The following is a 17,578-nucleotide window of genomic DNA, read 5'->3' on the forward strand; positions in this document are numbered from 1 at the left end:
AAACGTCAAATCAAAAAGTCGTCTTGTTGCAAAGAAATATCGGAAAGTGAGCTACGCCTACTAACCCTGCAGATCCAAAAAATAAGTAAAAATATGGATAACAGGTTTAGTTCTTCATGTTGGCGTAATCTCCTAGAGAAATGATTTGCGAAGTTTAGCGGGTTTTCTGACTAAAAAGCAAGCAGCATTATTTATCAAAACTTTGAACGATTTCGAGATCTTATCTACACAAATTTTGCCCAAGCCATACTATGCTTACAGTAAAGCTAATCCACATAAGGGCGTGGTAATGAAATACAAACATATCCTTGTTGCACTCGAACTGTCCGATGAGAGCACTGTTCTGATCGACAGAGCCGTAGCGATGGCTAACTATCTCGACTCCGATATTTCATTCATCCATATTGATGGAACTCACGGGGAAATTTATCGTGAGCTCGTAGACATTAAAGAGAACCCAGACCAAAGGCCGCTGAATGAGCACTCTATGGAATGTTTGAGAACATTCAGTGAGTACATGGATTATCCACTCAAACACTTCTTCGTGGGTACTGGTGATTTAGCCGATAAGCTCGAAATTACCATCAAAGAGCAAGAAGTGGACTTGCTGATTTGTGGCCATCACCAAGATTTCTGGAGCAAAATCATTTCCTACTCAAGACATCTTATCAACAAGTCACCAGTCGATATTTTAGTCGTTCCTATTCATGATTAATTAGAATTTGACGCTTGCCAAAACCACCAACTTATTTGGTGGTTTTTTATTGATATTGAAACAGCTTAAGCACTTTTCCAAGCTAGCTTGACGGCCATTTATGAGTTACATTTTCTAACCAACCTGCGCTCCTACCGGGCATGGTTATTTAGATAGCAAGGATCCTTATGGCGAATAAAAAAGTATTAATTCTCTTTGCTCATCCTTCCCAGCATCGTTCAGAAGTGAATACTCCACTTTTCAAAGAAGCTCAAAAAATTGAAGGCGTGACATGTGTTGATCTCTATGGTGAATACCCTCGTTTCGATATCAATATCGACCGTGAACAACAACGCTTGCGTGAGCATGATGTGGTGGTTTTTCAATTCCCACTATATTGGTATTCAACCCCAGCAATTTTAAAAGAGTGGCAAGATCTGGTTTTGGAGTATGGCTTTGCTTACGGCACTGAAGGAACCGAACTACAAGGTAAAACCATGCTGTGCGTGCTTTCTGCCGGCGGCAAAGAAGAAGCCTATAAAGCCGAAGGCTACAACCATTTTACGATTCGGGAACTGCTCGCTCCTATCGAGCAAATGTCAGCGCTCACGGGTATGCACTACATTGCGCCTCTTGCTTTGTTCGGCGCACGTACAGCCGAAGAAGAAGGACGAATTCCCCGTCATGTCGAACGGTACAAAAGCCTACTAACAGCATTAGTCGAAGATAGACTGGATGTTGAAGCAGCTGCGTCATTAATCAAACTCAACAGCGCACTTCCGAAGCTCATCAAGGAGGCTTCATGACAGGGATATTCTTACAAGCCTTCGTGTATTTGATTGCCGCTGTGATCGCGGTACCACTTGCCAAGCGTTTAGGGCTCGGTTCCGTTTTAGGTTACCTCATCGCTGGTGTGGTAATTGGTCCAATTATCGGTTTAGTTGGTGAAGAAACAACGACAATTCAGCACTTTGCCGAATTTGGCGTGGTGATGATGCTATTCCTAGTGGGGTTAGAGCTAGAGCCTAAAATGCTCTGGTCAATGCGAAATCGTTTAATGGGCTTAGGCGGTCTTCAAGTTGGCGGTACCATCGCGGCGATTATGGGTATTGCCCTGTACTTTGAACAGCCTTGGACCATTGCCTTAGCCATCGGCTTGATTTTCGCCCTCTCTTCTACCGCGATTGTTTTGCAAACTTTTAGCGAAAAAGGGTTAACGAAGACAGAAGGCGGACAAAACGCGTTCTCTGTTTTGCTTTTCCAAGATATCGCTGTTATCCCGATGTTGGCCTTTATTCCATTGCTGGCCCTGCCGGAGTTAGTCGAACAAGCACAAAATGCTGTTCAAACGGCTGCGCAGCATCATGACGATTTAAACCTCGTGGCCGATTTACCGGGCTGGGCATACGGAATCGTGATCACAGCATCGATTGCGATTGTTGTCGTTGGTGGTCACTTTTTAAGTCGACCTCTGCTGAGCTATGTTGCTAGCTCTGGGCTGCGTGAGATTTTTACCGCCACCGCATTGATGCTGGTGATCGGCATCGCAGCACTGATGAGTTTAGTGGGCTTATCTCCTGCCTTAGGAACCTTCTTGGCTGGCGTTGTATTGGCGAACAGCGAATTCCGTCACGAGCTAGAGTCCAATATCGAACCATTTAAAGGGTTGCTGCTGGGTCTGTTCTTCATCACAGTCGGAGCTGGGATCAATTTCTCAGTTCTATTTGGTGACTTCTGGTTGATCATGGCACTGACCATTGGCGTGATGGTATTGAAAGCCTTGGTGCTATTTATTCTCGCGCTGATATTTAGAGTGAAAGGCAGCAACCGCTGGCTGTTTACCTTAAGCTTGGCTCAAGCGGGTGAATTTGGTTTTGTGTTGCTAAGCTTCTCTGTGCAAAACCACGTCATTCCGTTTGAACTCTCGCAAACGCTTGCGCTGGTTGTTGCTATCTCAATGTTCTTAACGCCAGGTTTGTTCATTCTATTTGACAAATTAATACTGCCGCGTTTTGAAACTCAATCAAACGAAAGGGAAAGCGATACGATTGAAGAAAAAGGCACAGTAATCATCGCTGGTATCGGCCGCTTTGGTCAGATTGTTAACCGCTTGCTTGTTTCTAATGGTGTAACAACAGTGGTGCTCGATCACCAAGCCAACCAAGTCGATAACATGCGCCAGATTGGCACTCGTGCTTATTTTGGCGATGCGACTCGACCAGATATGCTGCACACTGCAGGCATCGAGCATGCGGCTGCGTTGGTCGTCGCAATTGATAACCAAGAATCGAGTGTGGAACTGGTGAAGTACGTAAAACACACGTACCCCAAGGTAACGGTGATCGCACGCGCCTTTGACCGTGGTCACGGCTATCTTTTGCGTCAAGCTGGGGCTGATATTATTGAATCGGAAACCTACCATTCCGCATTGGAGATGGGCGGTCACACGATGAAAGCACTTGGTATTCATCCCTTCTTTGTTGAGCAGCAAAAAGCGACATACAAGCGTGTTGAAGCACGCAAGTCCGAGCTACTCTACAAAGCTTGGGAAGATGATTCTGAAGGCGAACGTTATGACAACAATTTCCGACAACTGTTTATTCAGTTAGAGGAAAAAATGGCGGAAGAGATGCAAAAAGATCGCCATGACAAACTCTCGCGCTCAGAACGTGGTTGGACGCCACCGCCGAAAGGTTACGCCGATGACTTCAATGAAGATAACGTTCAAGAACTAACACCGCCGAGAGAAGAGCCGATCTGACGGTAACTTGCTCAATATTAAAAACCTCCCGTTTGGGAGGTTTTTCTTTTTCAGTACCGAGTCACATGCCGTGCAGGATAAAATGATCTTCTCACGAGATTACATAAGATCATTCATTAAAATCTCATACTCTTCGTTTGCTTCTTCCACTAAGTGAGAAAGCTCTAACGCATCAGTAACTGCAAGATTGAACTGCCACGGAGTTGTGTCTTCTTTACCACAGATTCGAGTTTCACACCCACGGCTCTCAAAAGACAAATCATCAAACTCTGTGGTATGGCGCTCTTGAAGTTCTACAATCTCAACTTCTAATTTACCGACAGGGTTAACTTTAACGTGAGCATGTAAATCTGAACTGTTAGACAAACAATAATCTCTATGAACCGCAATCATGGCCGCCTCCTTGGTCTGCCAACTGACAACTCACCCATGAGTGTAGACGAGGGAGTTTGAACGTGGGGTGAAATAATAATGAAGATTGATCTGTCTCATTGGAGTAGACAATTATTGTTGTGCTGGTATGAATCTCATCTGATTTAAATCGTTCCTAGATCACAAGAGTTGGCATTTACCGAGACTTTCCCTATTATCGAAACAAATTTACTGTAGTCATTCTTTAGAGGTCAGTATGGAGCTTGAAGCCGTCGCTAAAGCACTAAAAGAGTTAGGGCATCCTACTCGTTTAAGTATTTACAAAGAAGTTGTCAAAGCGGGATACAAAGGTATCGCGGTAGGCGGCGTACAAGAAAAGCTTGGCATTCCTGCATCCACTCTCTCTCATCATATTTCTAGTCTAGCCTCAGCCGGGCTTCTCACCCAACGTCGTGAGGGGCGAACCCTTTTTTGCGTTGCAGAGTACCAATGTTTAGATGATGTGATCGGCTTTTTAAAGGCTGAATGTTGCGTTAATGAGTGCTCATAACCTCATAGCAGAGGCGAAAGACTTCGGTTTTACATTAGACTTTACCCGTTCTTGAATGACCGCCGACAAACATAAACACCGAGCTCGCTAAGCTCGGTGTTTTATTTTTTAGTTTTCGACGAGCAACATTGAGGCTTTAGGTGGCACAATTAACTTACCGTCAGATGGAACGTCCTGATCCGTCATCAAATCCACCCAGTCGCCATCCATTTTCAATGCCAAAGACTGCTGACGCTGCGATTTATTAAGCACGACAATGCCTTTGCTCCCTCGCTTAAACACCAGCATATCATCGTTACCTTCAAGAACACTCATCGACTCGCCATGCGTCATATTATGGAATTGGATCATTTTCGCCATTCGCGGATCGTTCCATGCGCCTTGCCATCTTGGCTTGCCATTTTTATCTGTAATACCGCTAGTGTTTAAGTCGGTATAAACCAATGGCACACCACCATCGCGGCCTAGAATGTAGGCATAAGCTAACCATTCATTTTCCTCATCCATGATCAGATCAAGAAAAACGTCATTGTTAGGAATGTCATGCGTGACAACAAATGTAATCGCGCGACCAGGCGAAAGGGCCTGACCGAAACAGTATGGGTCAATCAACGACTTGAAACTGCCCTTTTTAGCAAACGCCTTAAAAATGGTTGAGAACAAAGGGAAATCGTAAGCGCCTAAGCGAGTTTCCTGTAAATACGGCTCAAGAAACAACTGATACTCTTCCTCTGTCGCACCGCCATCGGTAATAATTTCGCCAAATATATGCACATCGCGCGTGATGTCGTCTGTCCATACACGTTTAAGATGCTCTAACGTCATGTGTTTCGCGGCATCAATACGAAAACCTTTCACACCAATGGCTTTCAGTGCTTTTAGGTAAGCGCGTTGCTGCTCAACGACATGGTCACAAACACGGAGGGTTGGCAAGCCAGGATCGGTTGGTCCACCTGTGATGCGTCCATTTTGTACCTGCCATTTATCTTTCCAGTCTTTAATACCGAACGCTTCAACAAAGTCCTCTTCATCAAAAAGCGGTTGAGATAAGTCGCCAAATAACGTTAGCGACTGATATTTCTGTTTGTTTTGTTGGTATTCCTCCAGGACCTCTTGCCTTGGGTATTGGAGGTCTCGGCGAAGGTGGGCCTCATTTGCCATATGGTTAAACACCACGTCAGCGTAAACCCACACGCCAACTTGCTCCAGTTCACGAACCATACGGATAAAGTCTTTGGTATCACCCAACGCATTGTCGATGACACGGTAATCTTGAGGTTGATAGCGCTGCCACCATCGATCATCGTGGGCGCTTTTCATTGGTGGCGAAACCAACACGGAGCCGTAACCTCGCTCGTGGATTTCTTTTGCTCGTTGGGCAATGTCAGCATACTTCCAATCAAACGCATGTAAGATAACATTCGCACCGAATGATTGTATTTCCTGTGAGCCACTCATGTTGTTCTCCTACTCGTTTTCACTCACGATTACTTGTTTGCATTTTTTTGTGAGTGAATTCAATAGTCGAAATTATAAGAGCTATTCATCAGACGCCCTCACCCTTTTCGCCCTAACTCAAGGCTGAAAATGAAGGCGTAGTGACTCCTCCATTGCACAAGTAGAAACGGTTCTGGACGTAAACGAGTAGATGACATTCAAGCACATCGCACATAAAACAAACTAAGTCATTGTTTTGTATTGCAAAAAATCGCATTCAAAATATATAAAAGAAAATGCCCGGGTACGCCCTAAAGGAGGCCAAAGACTAAAAACAGCCAAACCACTCTATTGAGTAACTAATTTTTAATAAAGTGAAACTGGCAGGTGGATCACGTTTGGCGCGTATTCAAAATAGCCCCCTTCTGCGTATCCCACCTTAAAACATGGAAGATTACCGTTTGTATCTATCCCGAAATGACTTCAAAATGCGGAACTTAGCTTATGCCTATTGGTATGAATTACCTTGGAGGGTAATCATGAATATCAAAGAGTTTTCTAGCCTCGTCGGCTTGTCTGCTCATACACTTCGATACTATGAAAAAATTGGCTTACTTAAACATGTCCATAGAAACGCTAGTGGGCATCGAGTGTATAGTGCGAAAGATCTAAGCTGGATTAGCTTCGTAAAGCGATTAAAAGAAACTGCAATGCCGCTTGAAGAGATTCTGGAATATGCAAAATTAAGGGAAGTCGGCTCAGAATCTGTACGACAACGCCAAGCCTTGCTAGAGCAACACCAAGAAAACCTCAAGCTCCACATTGAACAGCAGCAAAAGCACTTAACGGCTCTAGAAGAAAAAATTGCCTTGTATAAAAGCGGAAAAGTTCGTTGACTTAGAGTTAACTCTAACGATTAAGGTATGTTTGCATTTATTCACTAGGAACATATCGATGGAACAATCACGCTTTAACAAAGGACTAGAACTACTCTCTCACATTGATGGCGACGCTGGTCACAATGTCATCGAAAGCTTACAAGATATTTGCCCAGATTTAGCTCAGTACACCATTGAGTATCCGTTTGGCGATATTTATGCTCGCCCAGGCTTAGACCTAAAATCGAGAGAAATCGCAACTGTCGCCGCGCTAACGGCAATGGGGAATTGTGCGCCACAACTGAAAGTACATCTCAATGCAGCACTTAATGTAGGCTGCAGCGAGGCTGAAATTAAGGAAGTCATCTTACAGATGTCCGTCTACGCAGGGTTTCCAGCGGCATTAAACGGCATGTTTGCCTTCAAAGAAGTGCTGGCGGAAAGAGCAGAGTAATCACGACGTTGAAATCAATTTAAAGGCAATTAAAAACGGCCCTTGGGGATCGGGCCGTGATTTAAACAACGAGTGAATTAGCGCTCAGGGGTTTCAAGCAGTTTAACCGCGCAATCTACCGCGTTGTTAATGCCTTGACTACTCTCCAACTTGCCTGAACTTGCAGGACCAAGGGCACAAGAATACAAAGCCAGCTGCTTATCGAACGGCAGATCCAACTGTTCATATAGATTTTGTCGGATTCTTGCATGTTGTTCTGGTTCTTGGTTAGCAAGGCTAATCAACGTTTCATAAATAAGCGTTTTCATGTCTTTCCCTTTTCACTTTATTGCACGGGGTGCATATATATTGTATCCGTTTGGAAAGCACAAATCAGAAGCTAGGTCACAGAACGCGTCGCTAAAAAAGTTTATGTGCGCGGTAAATTGTAATACAAACCTAAAGCCGTTTAGAAAAAGAGCAAAGGATAACTCGATAAATCAGCCGATTAACTAGCATTCGCCGCTGTTTGATCACAATAGCGTCCGATACAAACAAAAACGCCGCTCAATGAGCGACGTTTTTATCTCGATTTCAGCTAATCAAGCATGTTTTAGTTGAAGTGCACTAACATTTCAACGTCATCACCTTGTTCTGGTGCTTGAAGAGAGAAGTGCACATAACCAGCTTCAGTAACAGGAATCGCAAGGTATTCGTTGCTACCTGCATAGTTGGACACGTACTCGTGTTGCTCAACCGTAGGCCAATGCTCTCTGCTGGCGTATAGATCGACATTACCCGTTTGAGAGTGAGCCGTTAGCCATACACGAATCTCTTCAACACCTTCAGGTACATACACTGCCGCATAACGCTGCTTGTGAACGGTCAGCATTTTTGCTTCACCAGACTCTAGTACCACCGGTGCCAAATCGTCTTGCACTTGTGTTGGCGGTGTTTGCGCTTCAACGTCTAAAGCAGCCACAAGATTCACAGAGTCATAGCTATCACGGCCAGTTAAACTGATGTAGTAACGACCTGCTTTCACGTAACCATCCTGCTCTGGCTCAAATACAATCTCTTCATTGCTGCCATCGCCATACTGGCTCATTTCAAAGTCGTAGTAATGCGCAACTTTGTTGTAGCTCATGTAAAGATCCGCATCCCCCGCACCTTCAATAGATACATTAAAGCGAACGGTGTTGGCTGGTACGTCAACGTAGAACAGTTTTTCGCTGTACGCTTCGCCACTGAGTTGAAGGCTTTGGTTCGCCGTCAATTCAGTCACTTGTGCTTCAGGTTCTGTTGGTTCTATTGGCTCTTCTGGGTCAGTACCTGGTTGCTCTGGCTCCACTTCTAACGTATCCAACCAGCGCTCAAACTCTGCGTCATATTGTTGACCTAATGTCGTCACCTGTTGCGCCCACTGTTCAAACTGACCAGTGCGCGACAACGCCAACAAGCTTTCTACGTCTTGCGGATGATTTTCTAGCATGAATCGAACGGCCAAGTAACCCCAACGATAGATACGATTAGTATCGTGAGAATATGTGGTATCAAACACAGTTGAAAGGCTCAGTTTACCGCCTGCAATCAGTTCGATCGCCGCTTGGTAGCCTTGTTTGTAATGCATGTATTCAGCAAAACCTTCCAGCCACCACACGATATGACCGTGGGCTAAGTTATCACTGAAAGAGCCGTACTGGTTAAATCGCGCGTCCAAATAGTGCGTGTACTCATGCTCTAGATTCAAAATCGATAAATCTTCGCCATTCGCATAGCGATAAGCCACGAAACGGGCGGTATTGTCCGCTTTTGATGGATTCCCTTCAAGGTACTGACCACCGTTGTCCGTTGTATTACCAAACAGGAACGAAGAATAATCAACGTAGCTGTCGTTACTAGCAAACACCGCCACCTCAACACGGTCATTCAAGTCATCAGCGACAGGTTGATTGCCCGTATTCGCCACTTGATGGAAGTCGGCTTCTTTCGCAGCCAGCACTTCACACGCTTTCGCAGCTTGAGCATCGGTCAGATCTTCAGAGCGAATGATGGCAGGTCCCTGACACTCAAAACGATTTGGCATCACGCGCGCTGCTAGATCTTGCTTCGCTTGATCTAGGTCCAGACCGTTTAAACCTTCAGGTGCGTAGTAGCTCATCATCTCTACGGCAGCAAGCCACAGTTTGTCATGCTCACTACCCAATGGGTAACGCTGCATCACTTGTTGCATCACAGCCAAGGCTTTGCGTTTGGTCTCCAGATCTGGGCTCGCAAGCAAACGACCAGTTTCACGTAATGCATTGAAAACAATAAAGCTCGCATCCGTATCCAATGCCCAAGCGTTATCAGATGCGAATCTCGTTAATGTATCAATATGGTGAGTATTGTTTGCCATGTAGCGGTAGAACTCATCGTTTGCTACATGACCTGCCATAGAACGGAACAGGTTGTTTAAACCATCGACCCATTGCGTGTCCTGCGCGGTTTCACGGTTAAAGTGCATCAACGCGGCCATCATGCTATCCATGGTCAGCGGCAACTGCTTCACGTTATCAACCATCAAAGTCAAGCTCTTCATTGCGCCAACTTGTTCACGGCCTTGATCCAAAGCATGAGGGTTGTTAAGGAATAGGTTCGTCGACTGAGCAAAACGCTGACTCAACGCTTGCGAAAACTCAGGTGTACCAGTACCAGCGTTGTAGCGAACGTAGTATGCAGCACGAATAAACTCGCCCAGATTTTCTAGAACACGAGCTTGCTCTGCTTCTCCACGATAGCGGGCAATTTCTTGATCCAACGCGACTTGGATACGGCTTAAGCTAGCTTCGCTGTAAATATCGTTCAGCGTTGCGGAAGGAGCTGAAAACCAAGCGTGGTAGCAATCATACTCTGCACCAGAAACGGCAGCAGCCAAGTCTCTCGATTGTTGTAAATCAGCAACAGCGCACTGGTTTTGTGCAAAAGAGAAGCTAGACACACTCGCTAGCATACAAGCAAGCGCCAAACGATGGCGCGGGAAAAAACGGATATGAGACATAACAACACTCATTGATTATTAACATACATTGAGTGGGGGTTTATATTCTTTACAGCTCAAACAGTGAAATCAGTGTCATAAAATTTATGAAATTGCTCCCAAAAATAGGCTTTTTACTCTAAATTTATGGGATCAATCCCAACCCAAGATTTCTCACAATTATCAATAAAAACATTAATTTACCTTTTTCTAAATAACGACTTTATGAGGAAAATTGCCCTTAAACGCCCCCCTTAACTCTTCCAGATAGAGTTCACGACAATCAAAGGTTCTAAATTAAATTTTGATGCTTGATACCATCTATTTTTATTTGTGACTCATTCCCAATAAGTCATCGAGTGCATATCAAAAGGTTGGCATTAATGGTAAATTCTCCGCCAAATCAAACACATTTACTCCTCGAGTCATTGATGAGTGAATAAAGCAGATATTTGGCTAGGGATAATACATGTCACTTTGGGGATTTTTGGGAGCGGGGCTTGCCTACTTCATGACAACGTTTGCCTTTGTTTTTGGCGGCATTTTTTGGTTATGTGCTGAAGGTAATACATTAAGAGAAACAAAGCGCCAGTCATCAATAATGTCCGGGATTATTGCTTGTACTATTGGAACTTGGGTACTTGCTTTTGGTGTTTACGTTTACGGTTACTTTTGGGATAACTCTTCTCACTATTATTTTTATTTGCTCGCTCCATGGGGACTTGCCATTTTTGGGGTAAAACTTCGTAACCGCTGGGTTAAGCAATACGCTCGTGTAAAACACTCAAAAGAAGAACAGTGGCAAAAGCGCTGGCGAGAATTATTAGGAGAAAATACTGAAGATCTTCCACCATATCCACATGATTACGAGCTCTACTCAGGCATTTGGCAAGCCAATGAAGCGCTCCGAGAACAGTGCTTTGCAGCGCTTCCTCACGGGAAAGCAGTCTACGAGAGAGTGAAAGCCTTCCAAACGATGGCCTCCCCCGCAGGTGACATAAACAATCAAGTTTTGCTGAGTAAACTCGATCAGCTAGAGGATGAAATCATTCAAGTTCTTGAGCAACACTCGCAAAAGAAAGTAAGCATTGAAACTGGCGCAGGTACTTTACGCAAAGAGTCAAAACGCAATGTTTATCACCATGAGAATAGCCCAACAGAAGAGCAACTGTACGACTCAATCAACCTCCAACATGATTTGGATCGAGAGCTACGCAACATTATCTATGATCGGCTCGGTTACGATGGCGAAGATGAGTACTTTTTCCTCCAAGCGCCACTCGAAGAGCTTACCGAGAATGAAACCGCAATCAACTGGATGCTCTGGGGTTTAGTAAGCGACCATTTTGCTGTTGACCCATACCAAACGGCGTTGGATCTCAGCCTAATGAATGCGGAACCAAGATGGGGGCAAAATGAACGGTTTGTAATGATTACGGCTCAATAAACGCAAGCACTAAGCCTAACTTTAATATCACCTATTCTGAAACCACCCTCGCGTTGGTTAACTTAGCCAATAAGCCGCCAACGCGATCACGCATTTCACGTCTGTCCACAATCATATCTAATGCGCCATGTGCCAATAAAAACTCACTTCTTTGAAACTCGTCTGGTAGCTTTTCACGTACCGTTTGTTCAATAACACGCCTTCCCGCAAAGCCGATGCTTGCTTTAGGCTCACCAATATTGATGTCTCCCAACATGGCTAAACTCGCCGAGACGCCACCATAAGTTTGGTCCGTCAATACTGAGATATAGGGTAATCTGTGCTCAGATAAGTGGTTTAACGCAGCGCTGGTTTTTGACATTTGCATTAGTGCTACCAAAGACTCTTGCATGCGCGCCCCTCCGCAAGCAGAAAAACACACTAGCCCAGATTTTATATTAATCGCAGTTTCAACGGCGCGGACAAATTTCTCGCCAACCACCGCCCCCATCGAACCAGCCATGAAAGAGAATTCAAACGCACAAGCTACAACAGGCAAGCCTAGTAACTTCCCCTGCATCACAACCAAGGCATCTTTTTCTCCAGTCGTTTTCTGCGCGATGGCAATTCGCTCTTTATATCGTTTTAAATCTTTAAAACCCAAAATATCCTGCGGTTCCAACTCACTTGCCAACTCTTGCTGTGTTCCATGATCCAGAAAAGTGTTTAACCTTTGACGTGCAGCCATTCTCATGTGATGAGAGCACCTAGGACATACTTCCAAATTCTCTTTTAATGCCGCGCGATAAAGTATTTGTTCACATTCAGGGCATTTTGTCCAAACGCCCTCAGGAATGGACGCTTTGCGCGAACCTATTATATTTTTATTCTCAAATAACCTTTCTAGCCAACTCATGTGTACCTCATTATTTATCACCTCGTAGCACGACATCTGCATCGTTTGCCCGCTCTGACTTTTAAATAAAATTGTATGCAACTCAGTCTGAGGATAAAGTGCAATATGCTGGCTTGATAATCCAATAAAGTGGGACAATAGAATGTTTGATAACGTCGACCAAACCTGGTTAAAAAGTTTTCACTGTGTTTATGAGAACAACAGCTTTAAGCGAGCCGCTGAGTGTTTGAATATACCAACATCGAATGTCAGCCGACATATTGCCCTGCTTGAAGAAAAGTTAAACATCAGGTTGTTCAATAGAACGACAAGGCGAATGACGCCTACCGGTGCTGGAGAAGAACTCTATAGCAGCACTCGTCCATTATTAGAACAACTCAACAACGCGCTAGAAACCGTGACTCGCCACTCGCACACCGTAACGGGAGAGCTACGTATTCTTATGCCAGACACACCTGTACTGGCCAAAGCGGTTGTCACCTTTTGCACGCAATACCCGTCAATCTCTTTGTCTTGCGATACAACGCTAAACCCTAAAGATGAGGTTATTGATAGCTTTGATGTCATTTTAAGTTTTCATAGAGGGACTTTGTCTGACAGCAATTGGGTGGCAAGGGAAATCAAACGCTGGCCCAGTGCTATTTTGGCTGCGCCTCAACTGCTTAATAAGTACGCCAGCCCTTACAAAATTACGGATTTAAATCATGTTCCCTGTATCACGACACTTACCGCAGTAAATGGTGCTCCCTGGGTGTTTAAAAACCCCGACGGAGGTCATATTACGCAAACAGTACAATCCTCGTTCAAAGTAAACAGTGGTCATCTCGCTAAATCTGGCGCGTTATCAGGGCTTGGATACGCAATACTTCCAATAGAGTCATGCAAAGACGAGATCGAGAGCGGCAAGCTTGAAGTCATCCCTCTAGAATACGAACCTGAAGATTTAGTGCTTTATGCGTTTTACTCTTCTAGAAAGCACTTAGCCAAGAAAATCTCTATGTTTGTTGAGCACTTAAAACAACACGCGAAACTTAACGCCTAGTTAAGCATTAATCATTTATCACAATAACTATAAAAACTGACATAGTAGAGCAATTCGACATGCGATTTTCTCAAATAAAAAAGCCAGCAATCGAGATTTACTGGCTTTTGCAAAAGGATTTCCGTTGGCGTTTAAATTCTAAACGCTCCTACGTGACGATCGAGAGTTCTCGATAATTCCGCAAGTTGTTGACTTGATTCTTCCAATTGCTCACTCGCCGTTAGCGCGTTTTTCACGGAGTGACTGACGGTATCCATATTCATGTTAATTTCATTTGCTACCGTCGATTGCTGTTCTGTTGCCGTTGCCACTTGAGTATTGATATCCAAAATAGTAGTAACTTGATCAGCAATTGCCTCTAGTGCTTGTCGAGCCAGCTCCGTTTCTGCAGTGCCTTCTTCAATAAGGGTTCTACTATTACTCATTGAATTAACCGCACTTTGGGCTTCGGTTTGCAACTGATGGATCATGTTGTCAATTTCATCAGTGGACTGAGCCGTTTTAGTGGCAAGATTACGGACCTCGTCTGCCACTACGGCGAAACCTCGTCCGGCATCACCGGCGCGCGCTGCTTCAATAGCGGCATTTAACGCCAATAGGTTCGTTTGCTCAGAGATCCCTCTAATGACTTCGAGAATACTACCAATCGACTGAGTGTTGTCCGCAAGACTTACGATAATATTGGAAGTACTGTTCATCTCGTTTTCAAGGTTCGTCATTGCCGTCTTGGTTCTTTCTAGCGTCTTATAGCCATCTTGAGTCTCATTACTTGCCGTGCTCGCAGCACTCGCTGCACCAGCAGCATTTGACGCAATTTCGTTGACGGTCGCGATCATTTCGTTCATAGACGTGACAACCAACATGGTTTGCTCATTCTGCTCCTGCCCTCTTGCAAGCGCTTGTTGAGATTGTCCACGCAGCGCAACAGCGGAACCATTCAGATCCACACCAGTATTTACAACTTGTGTAATGATTTCATGTACCTTGCCAACAAACACGTTGAACGCCGAAGAAATTTGTGCAACTTCGTCATTACCTTTTGCTGGTAAACGAACCGTTAAGTCTCCGTCACCTTTCGAAATGTCTTGCAACGCCTCCTTAAGCGCAGAGAGCGGTCGCATCAGCTTGTTGAGTAGCAGCGATAGAGCCAACACACACAGAACGAAGATCACCACCATGGAAATCAGTTGGGAAGTAATAATTCCATTCGTCGCTTGGCTTACTTCTGTAATAGGAATACCAATATCAAACGTGCCGTACAACTGACCATTCACGTAGATCGGCGCCATGATATCAAACACCCACACTTTCTGGACATCGGCATACCACTTTGAATACTGTTGTACCCCCTTGGTTGCACCTTCAACGGTGTAGTTATCATTGTAGGTTTTATTTAGCTTTTGCTTATCACTGTGAGCAACCGCCGTCACATTGCGATCAATTACGACTGCATAGCTTACGTCTGAACGTTGTTTCAAACCCTCAACGAGCGATTGTAAGTCTTGCATTGGGTTGGCTGAGTTCTCCAAAATATAACTTGCATTTCCTGCTAAAAACTCAGCTTGAACTTGGGATTTGTTTAAGATGATGTCATCGATTTTCTGACTCGAAATTAGGTACGTTGATGCCATACTTGCCACGACAGCAATACCAAACATGGCGCAAACGGCTAATAAGATGATTCTTTTCATTTTAATTGTCTCGGTACAATTCAATGTGATGCTCACGACAGAGCGTTAAGCCTTTCGCCTCTTATAACCAACACAAACTGTATTTTTAGCCTGTCTGGCAAAGCTAGACGTAACTTTGTAGCCACTGTATCTGCCTGATTACCGATAACTTTAGAATGAAGGAAGAAAAGTCTTCAAAACGTCACATTTCTACGAGGTTTGGCTGAAAGACAGAGAGCAATCGCTAACTTCAAGTAAGCGGCCACACTAGCATCGAGAGTTAAAAAAGAGTTCTAGTTAGAGCCTTGAAAATATAAATAAGCGAACGCTTCGACCTATATTCTTACAATTCTCCTTTGCTCAACTAAGTTAATTCTATTCCAAACTCTTTGATAACGATGGTCACAATGAAGAAACAAACGATTGAAATAATGGCGCAAATTCCCAAAGAGAACCAAAATGAGTATCGGCTCAGTAAGAAAGGAAAAACTAGAAACATCGGCAATGTAGGCAGTACATACCAAAAAGTATAAAACGCGTGGTTCGCGAGCTTTTCCTGACCTTGCCCTTCAATATACATCCAAATCAAAGCTAAAATAGTGACCGTCGGGAGCGCTGCAATCAGCGCTCCCGCTTTATCACTTCTCTTGGCAACTTCAGATATCAGCACCACTATTCCTGCGGTTAACGCGTACTTAGTAATCATCCACAACATGAAAGATCTACCTTTAATAAACAAAAAGCGACGTAATAATTACAACAGAGCTTAGCTCATTAACGTCGTAAACCCGTGCATGCCCATATATACACCAACGGCACTAATCAAGATCCCCGATAGATAAGGTGCACGACGAGCCACATCGTTCAAACCACTCCACTTCGATGTTGCTTTTTGAACGCCCACTGCCGCGACAACACCAACCGCAACTAAAGTTAACGCTAGACCAATACTGAACGACACCACCAAGGTTGCACCAAGTGTCATGGCCTTAAGTTGCAAACAAATGAGTAAAACAGTGACCGCCGCCGGGCATGGTATTAACCCACCAGTCAAACCAAACAGAAGTATTTGTCCATTGGTAACATCTCGATCGCCAAAGCGCTTTTGAATATCTAGAGCGTGAGCACGCTCATGAGCGTCTTGGTACTCTTTATTCTCACCTTCCGAATGGGAATCCGCATGAAAATGCACCTCAAAATCGTGGGTATGATCATGGTGCCCGACCATCAACGTGACGAAAAAATCATCAGAGGCTTCAATACAGGAGGCGGATTCCAAATAGCCATCGCGCTCAATAAAGTGATAAATATCAGAAGGCTGTCTGATTGCGTTGGTTAGCACTAGTTTAACGTTTTCAGCCGTTAAAGGCTTACCGTTAAGTGTGCGTAACTGAAAACGGCAGTGATGCCCTTCTTCTACGATAGAAAGCGATAGATGCCCATGACCAGTATCGACAATTTGCGTTCTCCAGTCTCGAGCTTGCTTATGAGCTTTGTGCCAAGCTCGCTCATCGCTCCACGTTCTCCAGAACATCCATAAACCCGTCGAGACGATAATTACCCCAGAGATAAGCTGCATCCATGGCTCCGCAGCTTCTGCAGTAAATCTTTGACTTATATACATCCCACCCGCAGCAATTATCCATACGATCGCCGTATGGGAAAGCGTTGCAGCCAACCCCAACATCACCGCCTGCTTCACTGTTCCTTTTACGGCCACAATAAACGCCGCCATCATCGTTTTGGAATGTCCTGGCTCTAATCCATGTAACGCTCCTAATAAAATAGCGCTGGGTATAAAAAACCATCCATTACCTTGTTGTAATAATGCGACAAAATCCATTGTTATTCTCAATATGCTCTTCTAAAGTTGCCCCAAACTATACTCCCCCCCCAGTATTAAATGCTACCCCCCAGTATAAGATGAGTGCTACATTATCAGTTAGAATATCGCAGTCAGTAACTTAAAGAAGATAAGTCATGTCCCATACAACCAGAGATCAAAAGAAGCTCAATACCCGTGTCAGCAAAATACAGGGTCAGGTGAATGGTCTTAAAAAAATGCTGGAAGAAGAACATGAGTGCCAAGATGTGTTGCAACAAATCGCTGCAATTCGAGGGGCTGTAAATGGCTTAATGAAAGAGGTGATCAAAGGCCATCTCATCGAACACGTCGTATTGGAGGAAGAATTAGAAAAGCGTGAAGCTGATATGGAAGTTGTACTAAAAGTGTTGGACTCCTATATCAAATAACACGATTTCATGAATTTTTTGAAGTGCCATTATCGAATTTCATTAAAATAGATAACGCACGTCCTAAGGCGATAATTTGCAAATGCCTCGCTGGATATCCAACACATAAACATTTATTTTTTATAAG

Annotated in this window: 17 protein-coding genes; 9 read left to right on the top strand and 8 right to left on the bottom strand. The window is 44.3% G+C overall.

The window, feature by feature from the left end:
- Positions 1–289: 289 nt before the first annotated feature.
- From L3V32_RS12035 to L3V32_RS12045, 3 genes are all read left to right on the top strand, one after another.
- Positions 290–715, top strand: a complete 426-nt coding sequence (locus L3V32_RS12035) for a universal stress protein (RefSeq protein WP_005392539.1) — start codon at positions 290–292, stop codon at positions 713–715.
- Positions 716–882: 167 nt separating this feature from the next.
- Positions 883–1,500 carry an NAD(P)H-dependent oxidoreductase gene (locus L3V32_RS12040; protein ID WP_005392538.1) on the top strand — a complete coding sequence of 206 codons (618 nt, stop codon included), beginning with the start codon at positions 883–885 and terminating at the stop codon, positions 1,498–1,500.
- Complete coding sequence (locus L3V32_RS12045) at positions 1,497–3,455, top strand: monovalent cation:proton antiporter-2 (CPA2) family protein (RefSeq protein WP_053809602.1); 1,959 nt, start codon at positions 1,497–1,499, stop codon at positions 3,453–3,455. The genes L3V32_RS12040 and L3V32_RS12045 overlap by 4 nt, the downstream gene beginning before the upstream one ends.
- 99 nt (positions 3,456–3,554) lie before the next feature.
- Here L3V32_RS12045 and L3V32_RS12050 read toward each other — a convergent pair whose 3' ends face one another.
- The gene (locus L3V32_RS12050) at positions 3,555–3,848 is read right to left on the bottom strand and encodes a hypothetical protein (RefSeq protein WP_005392536.1); all 294 of its coding nucleotides are present in this window, start codon (positions 3,846–3,848) and stop codon (positions 3,555–3,557) included.
- A 235-nt stretch (positions 3,849–4,083) separates the two neighbouring features.
- Between L3V32_RS12050 and L3V32_RS12055 the strand changes: the two genes are divergently transcribed.
- Complete coding sequence (locus tag L3V32_RS12055; protein WP_005375388.1) at positions 4,084–4,377, top strand: helix-turn-helix transcriptional regulator; 294 nt, start codon at positions 4,084–4,086, stop codon at positions 4,375–4,377.
- 108 nt (positions 4,378–4,485) lie between these two features.
- Here the strand turns inward: L3V32_RS12055 and L3V32_RS12060 are convergent, their stop codons facing one another.
- Complete coding sequence (locus L3V32_RS12060; RefSeq protein ID WP_237284373.1) at positions 4,486–5,835, bottom strand: alpha-amylase family protein; 1,350 nt, start codon at positions 5,833–5,835, stop codon at positions 4,486–4,488.
- Between the two features lie 518 nt (positions 5,836–6,353).
- On the opposite strand from L3V32_RS12060, the gene L3V32_RS12065 reads away from it, so the two are divergent.
- Positions 6,354–6,710, top strand: coding sequence for a MerR family transcriptional regulator (locus L3V32_RS12065; protein ID WP_005392533.1), 357 nt, complete (start codon positions 6,354–6,356; stop codon positions 6,708–6,710).
- 58 nt (positions 6,711–6,768) lie between these two features.
- Positions 6,769–7,146 (top strand): carboxymuconolactone decarboxylase family protein, encoded by a 378-nt coding sequence (locus tag L3V32_RS12070; protein ID WP_104972819.1) that lies wholly within the window; start codon positions 6,769–6,771, stop codon positions 7,144–7,146.
- 77 nt (positions 7,147–7,223) lie between these two features.
- Here L3V32_RS12070 and L3V32_RS12075 read toward each other — a convergent pair whose 3' ends face one another.
- Together L3V32_RS12075 and L3V32_RS12080 are read right to left on the bottom strand one after the other, a co-directional pair.
- Positions 7,224–7,454 carry a PAS factor family protein gene (locus tag L3V32_RS12075; protein ID WP_005375384.1) on the bottom strand — a complete coding sequence of 77 codons (231 nt, stop codon included), beginning with the start codon at positions 7,452–7,454 and terminating at the stop codon, positions 7,224–7,226.
- A gap of 284 nt (positions 7,455–7,738) precedes the next feature.
- A complete protein-coding gene (locus tag L3V32_RS12080; RefSeq protein ID WP_237284374.1) occupies positions 7,739–10,165 on the bottom strand; it encodes a M9 family metallopeptidase in 2,427 nt (808 codons plus the stop codon).
- 448 nt (positions 10,166–10,613) lie between these two features.
- Between L3V32_RS12080 and L3V32_RS12085 the strand changes: the two genes are divergently transcribed.
- Complete coding sequence (locus L3V32_RS12085) at positions 10,614–11,591, top strand: hypothetical protein (RefSeq protein WP_237284375.1); 978 nt, start codon at positions 10,614–10,616, stop codon at positions 11,589–11,591.
- Positions 11,592–11,622: 31 nt separating this feature from the next.
- Here the strand turns inward: L3V32_RS12085 and accD are convergent, their stop codons facing one another.
- The gene (gene accD / locus L3V32_RS12090; RefSeq protein WP_139059245.1) at positions 11,623–12,486 is read right to left on the bottom strand and encodes an acetyl-CoA carboxylase, carboxyltransferase subunit beta; all 864 of its coding nucleotides are present in this window, start codon (positions 12,484–12,486) and stop codon (positions 11,623–11,625) included.
- A 142-nt stretch (positions 12,487–12,628) separates the two neighbouring features.
- Here accD and L3V32_RS12095 point away from each other — a divergent pair, with 142 nt between their 5' ends.
- Complete coding sequence (locus tag L3V32_RS12095) at positions 12,629–13,528, top strand: LysR family transcriptional regulator (RefSeq protein WP_237284376.1); 900 nt, start codon at positions 12,629–12,631, stop codon at positions 13,526–13,528.
- Between the two features lie 131 nt (positions 13,529–13,659).
- On the opposite strand, the gene L3V32_RS12100 is transcribed toward L3V32_RS12095, so the two are convergent.
- The 3 genes from L3V32_RS12100 to L3V32_RS12110 all read right to left on the bottom strand — a co-directional run bounded on the left by L3V32_RS12100 (position 13,660) and on the right by L3V32_RS12110 (position 17,041).
- A complete protein-coding gene (locus L3V32_RS12100; RefSeq protein ID WP_047008423.1) occupies positions 13,660–15,219 on the bottom strand; it encodes a methyl-accepting chemotaxis protein in 1,560 nt (519 codons plus the stop codon).
- Between the two features lie 343 nt (positions 15,220–15,562).
- Entirely contained in the window at positions 15,563–15,913 is a 351-nt protein-coding gene (locus tag L3V32_RS12105) for a DUF3147 family protein (protein ID WP_005392525.1), read from the bottom strand.
- Positions 15,914–15,964: 51 nt separating this feature from the next.
- Positions 15,965–17,041: a nickel/cobalt efflux protein RcnA gene (locus tag L3V32_RS12110; protein ID WP_237284377.1), complete on the bottom strand. Its 1,077-nt coding sequence runs from the start codon at positions 17,039–17,041 to the stop codon at positions 15,965–15,967.
- Between the two features lie 137 nt (positions 17,042–17,178).
- Here L3V32_RS12110 and rcnR point away from each other — a divergent pair, with 137 nt between their 5' ends.
- Entirely contained in the window at positions 17,179–17,451 is a 273-nt protein-coding gene (gene rcnR / locus L3V32_RS12115) for a Ni(II)/Co(II)-binding transcriptional repressor RcnR (RefSeq protein WP_046873754.1), read from the top strand.
- The last annotated feature ends 127 nt before the right edge of the window (positions 17,452–17,578 follow it).

This window comes from Vibrio sp. J2-4 (genome assembly GCF_021728155.1).
Classification (GTDB): domain Bacteria; phylum Pseudomonadota; class Gammaproteobacteria; order Enterobacterales; family Vibrionaceae; genus Vibrio; species Vibrio diabolicus.

Bases quoted from the DNA above. Each gene is read 5' to 3' on its own strand.
- L3V32_RS12070 (WP_104972819.1), top strand. From the start codon at position 6,769: ATGGAACAATCACGCTTTAACAAAGGACTAGAACTACTCTCTCACATT.
- L3V32_RS12045 (WP_053809602.1), top strand. From the start codon at position 1,497: ATGACAGGGATATTCTTACAAGCCTTCGTGTATTTGATTGCCGCTGTG.
- L3V32_RS12080 (WP_237284374.1), bottom strand. From the start codon at position 10,165: ATGTCTCATATCCGTTTTTTCCCGCGCCATCGTTTGGCGCTTGCTTGT.
- L3V32_RS12085 (WP_237284375.1), top strand. From the start codon at position 10,614: ATGTCACTTTGGGGATTTTTGGGAGCGGGGCTTGCCTACTTCATGACA.
- L3V32_RS12055 (WP_005375388.1), top strand. From the start codon at position 4,084: ATGGAGCTTGAAGCCGTCGCTAAAGCACTAAAAGAGTTAGGGCATCCT.
- L3V32_RS12105 (WP_005392525.1), bottom strand. From the start codon at position 15,913: ATGTTGTGGATGATTACTAAGTACGCGTTAACCGCAGGAATAGTGGTG.
- L3V32_RS12035 (WP_005392539.1), top strand. From the start codon at position 290: ATGAAATACAAACATATCCTTGTTGCACTCGAACTGTCCGATGAGAGC.
- L3V32_RS12075 (WP_005375384.1), bottom strand. From the start codon at position 7,454: ATGAAAACGCTTATTTATGAAACGTTGATTAGCCTTGCTAACCAAGAA.
- L3V32_RS12040 (WP_005392538.1), top strand. From the start codon at position 883: ATGGCGAATAAAAAAGTATTAATTCTCTTTGCTCATCCTTCCCAGCAT.
- L3V32_RS12060 (WP_237284373.1), bottom strand. From the start codon at position 5,835: ATGAGTGGCTCACAGGAAATACAATCATTCGGTGCGAATGTTATCTTA.
- L3V32_RS12050 (WP_005392536.1), bottom strand. From the start codon at position 3,848: ATGATTGCGGTTCATAGAGATTATTGTTTGTCTAACAGTTCAGATTTA.
- L3V32_RS12110 (WP_237284377.1), bottom strand. From the start codon at position 17,041: ATGGATTTTGTCGCATTATTACAACAAGGTAATGGATGGTTTTTTATA.
- L3V32_RS12095 (WP_237284376.1), top strand. From the start codon at position 12,629: ATGTTTGATAACGTCGACCAAACCTGGTTAAAAAGTTTTCACTGTGTT.
- rcnR (WP_046873754.1), top strand. From the start codon at position 17,179: ATGTCCCATACAACCAGAGATCAAAAGAAGCTCAATACCCGTGTCAGC.
- L3V32_RS12065 (WP_005392533.1), top strand. From the start codon at position 6,354: ATGAATATCAAAGAGTTTTCTAGCCTCGTCGGCTTGTCTGCTCATACA.
- L3V32_RS12100 (WP_047008423.1), bottom strand. From the start codon at position 15,219: ATGAAAAGAATCATCTTATTAGCCGTTTGCGCCATGTTTGGTATTGCT.
- accD (WP_139059245.1), bottom strand. From the start codon at position 12,486: ATGAGTTGGCTAGAAAGGTTATTTGAGAATAAAAATATAATAGGTTCG.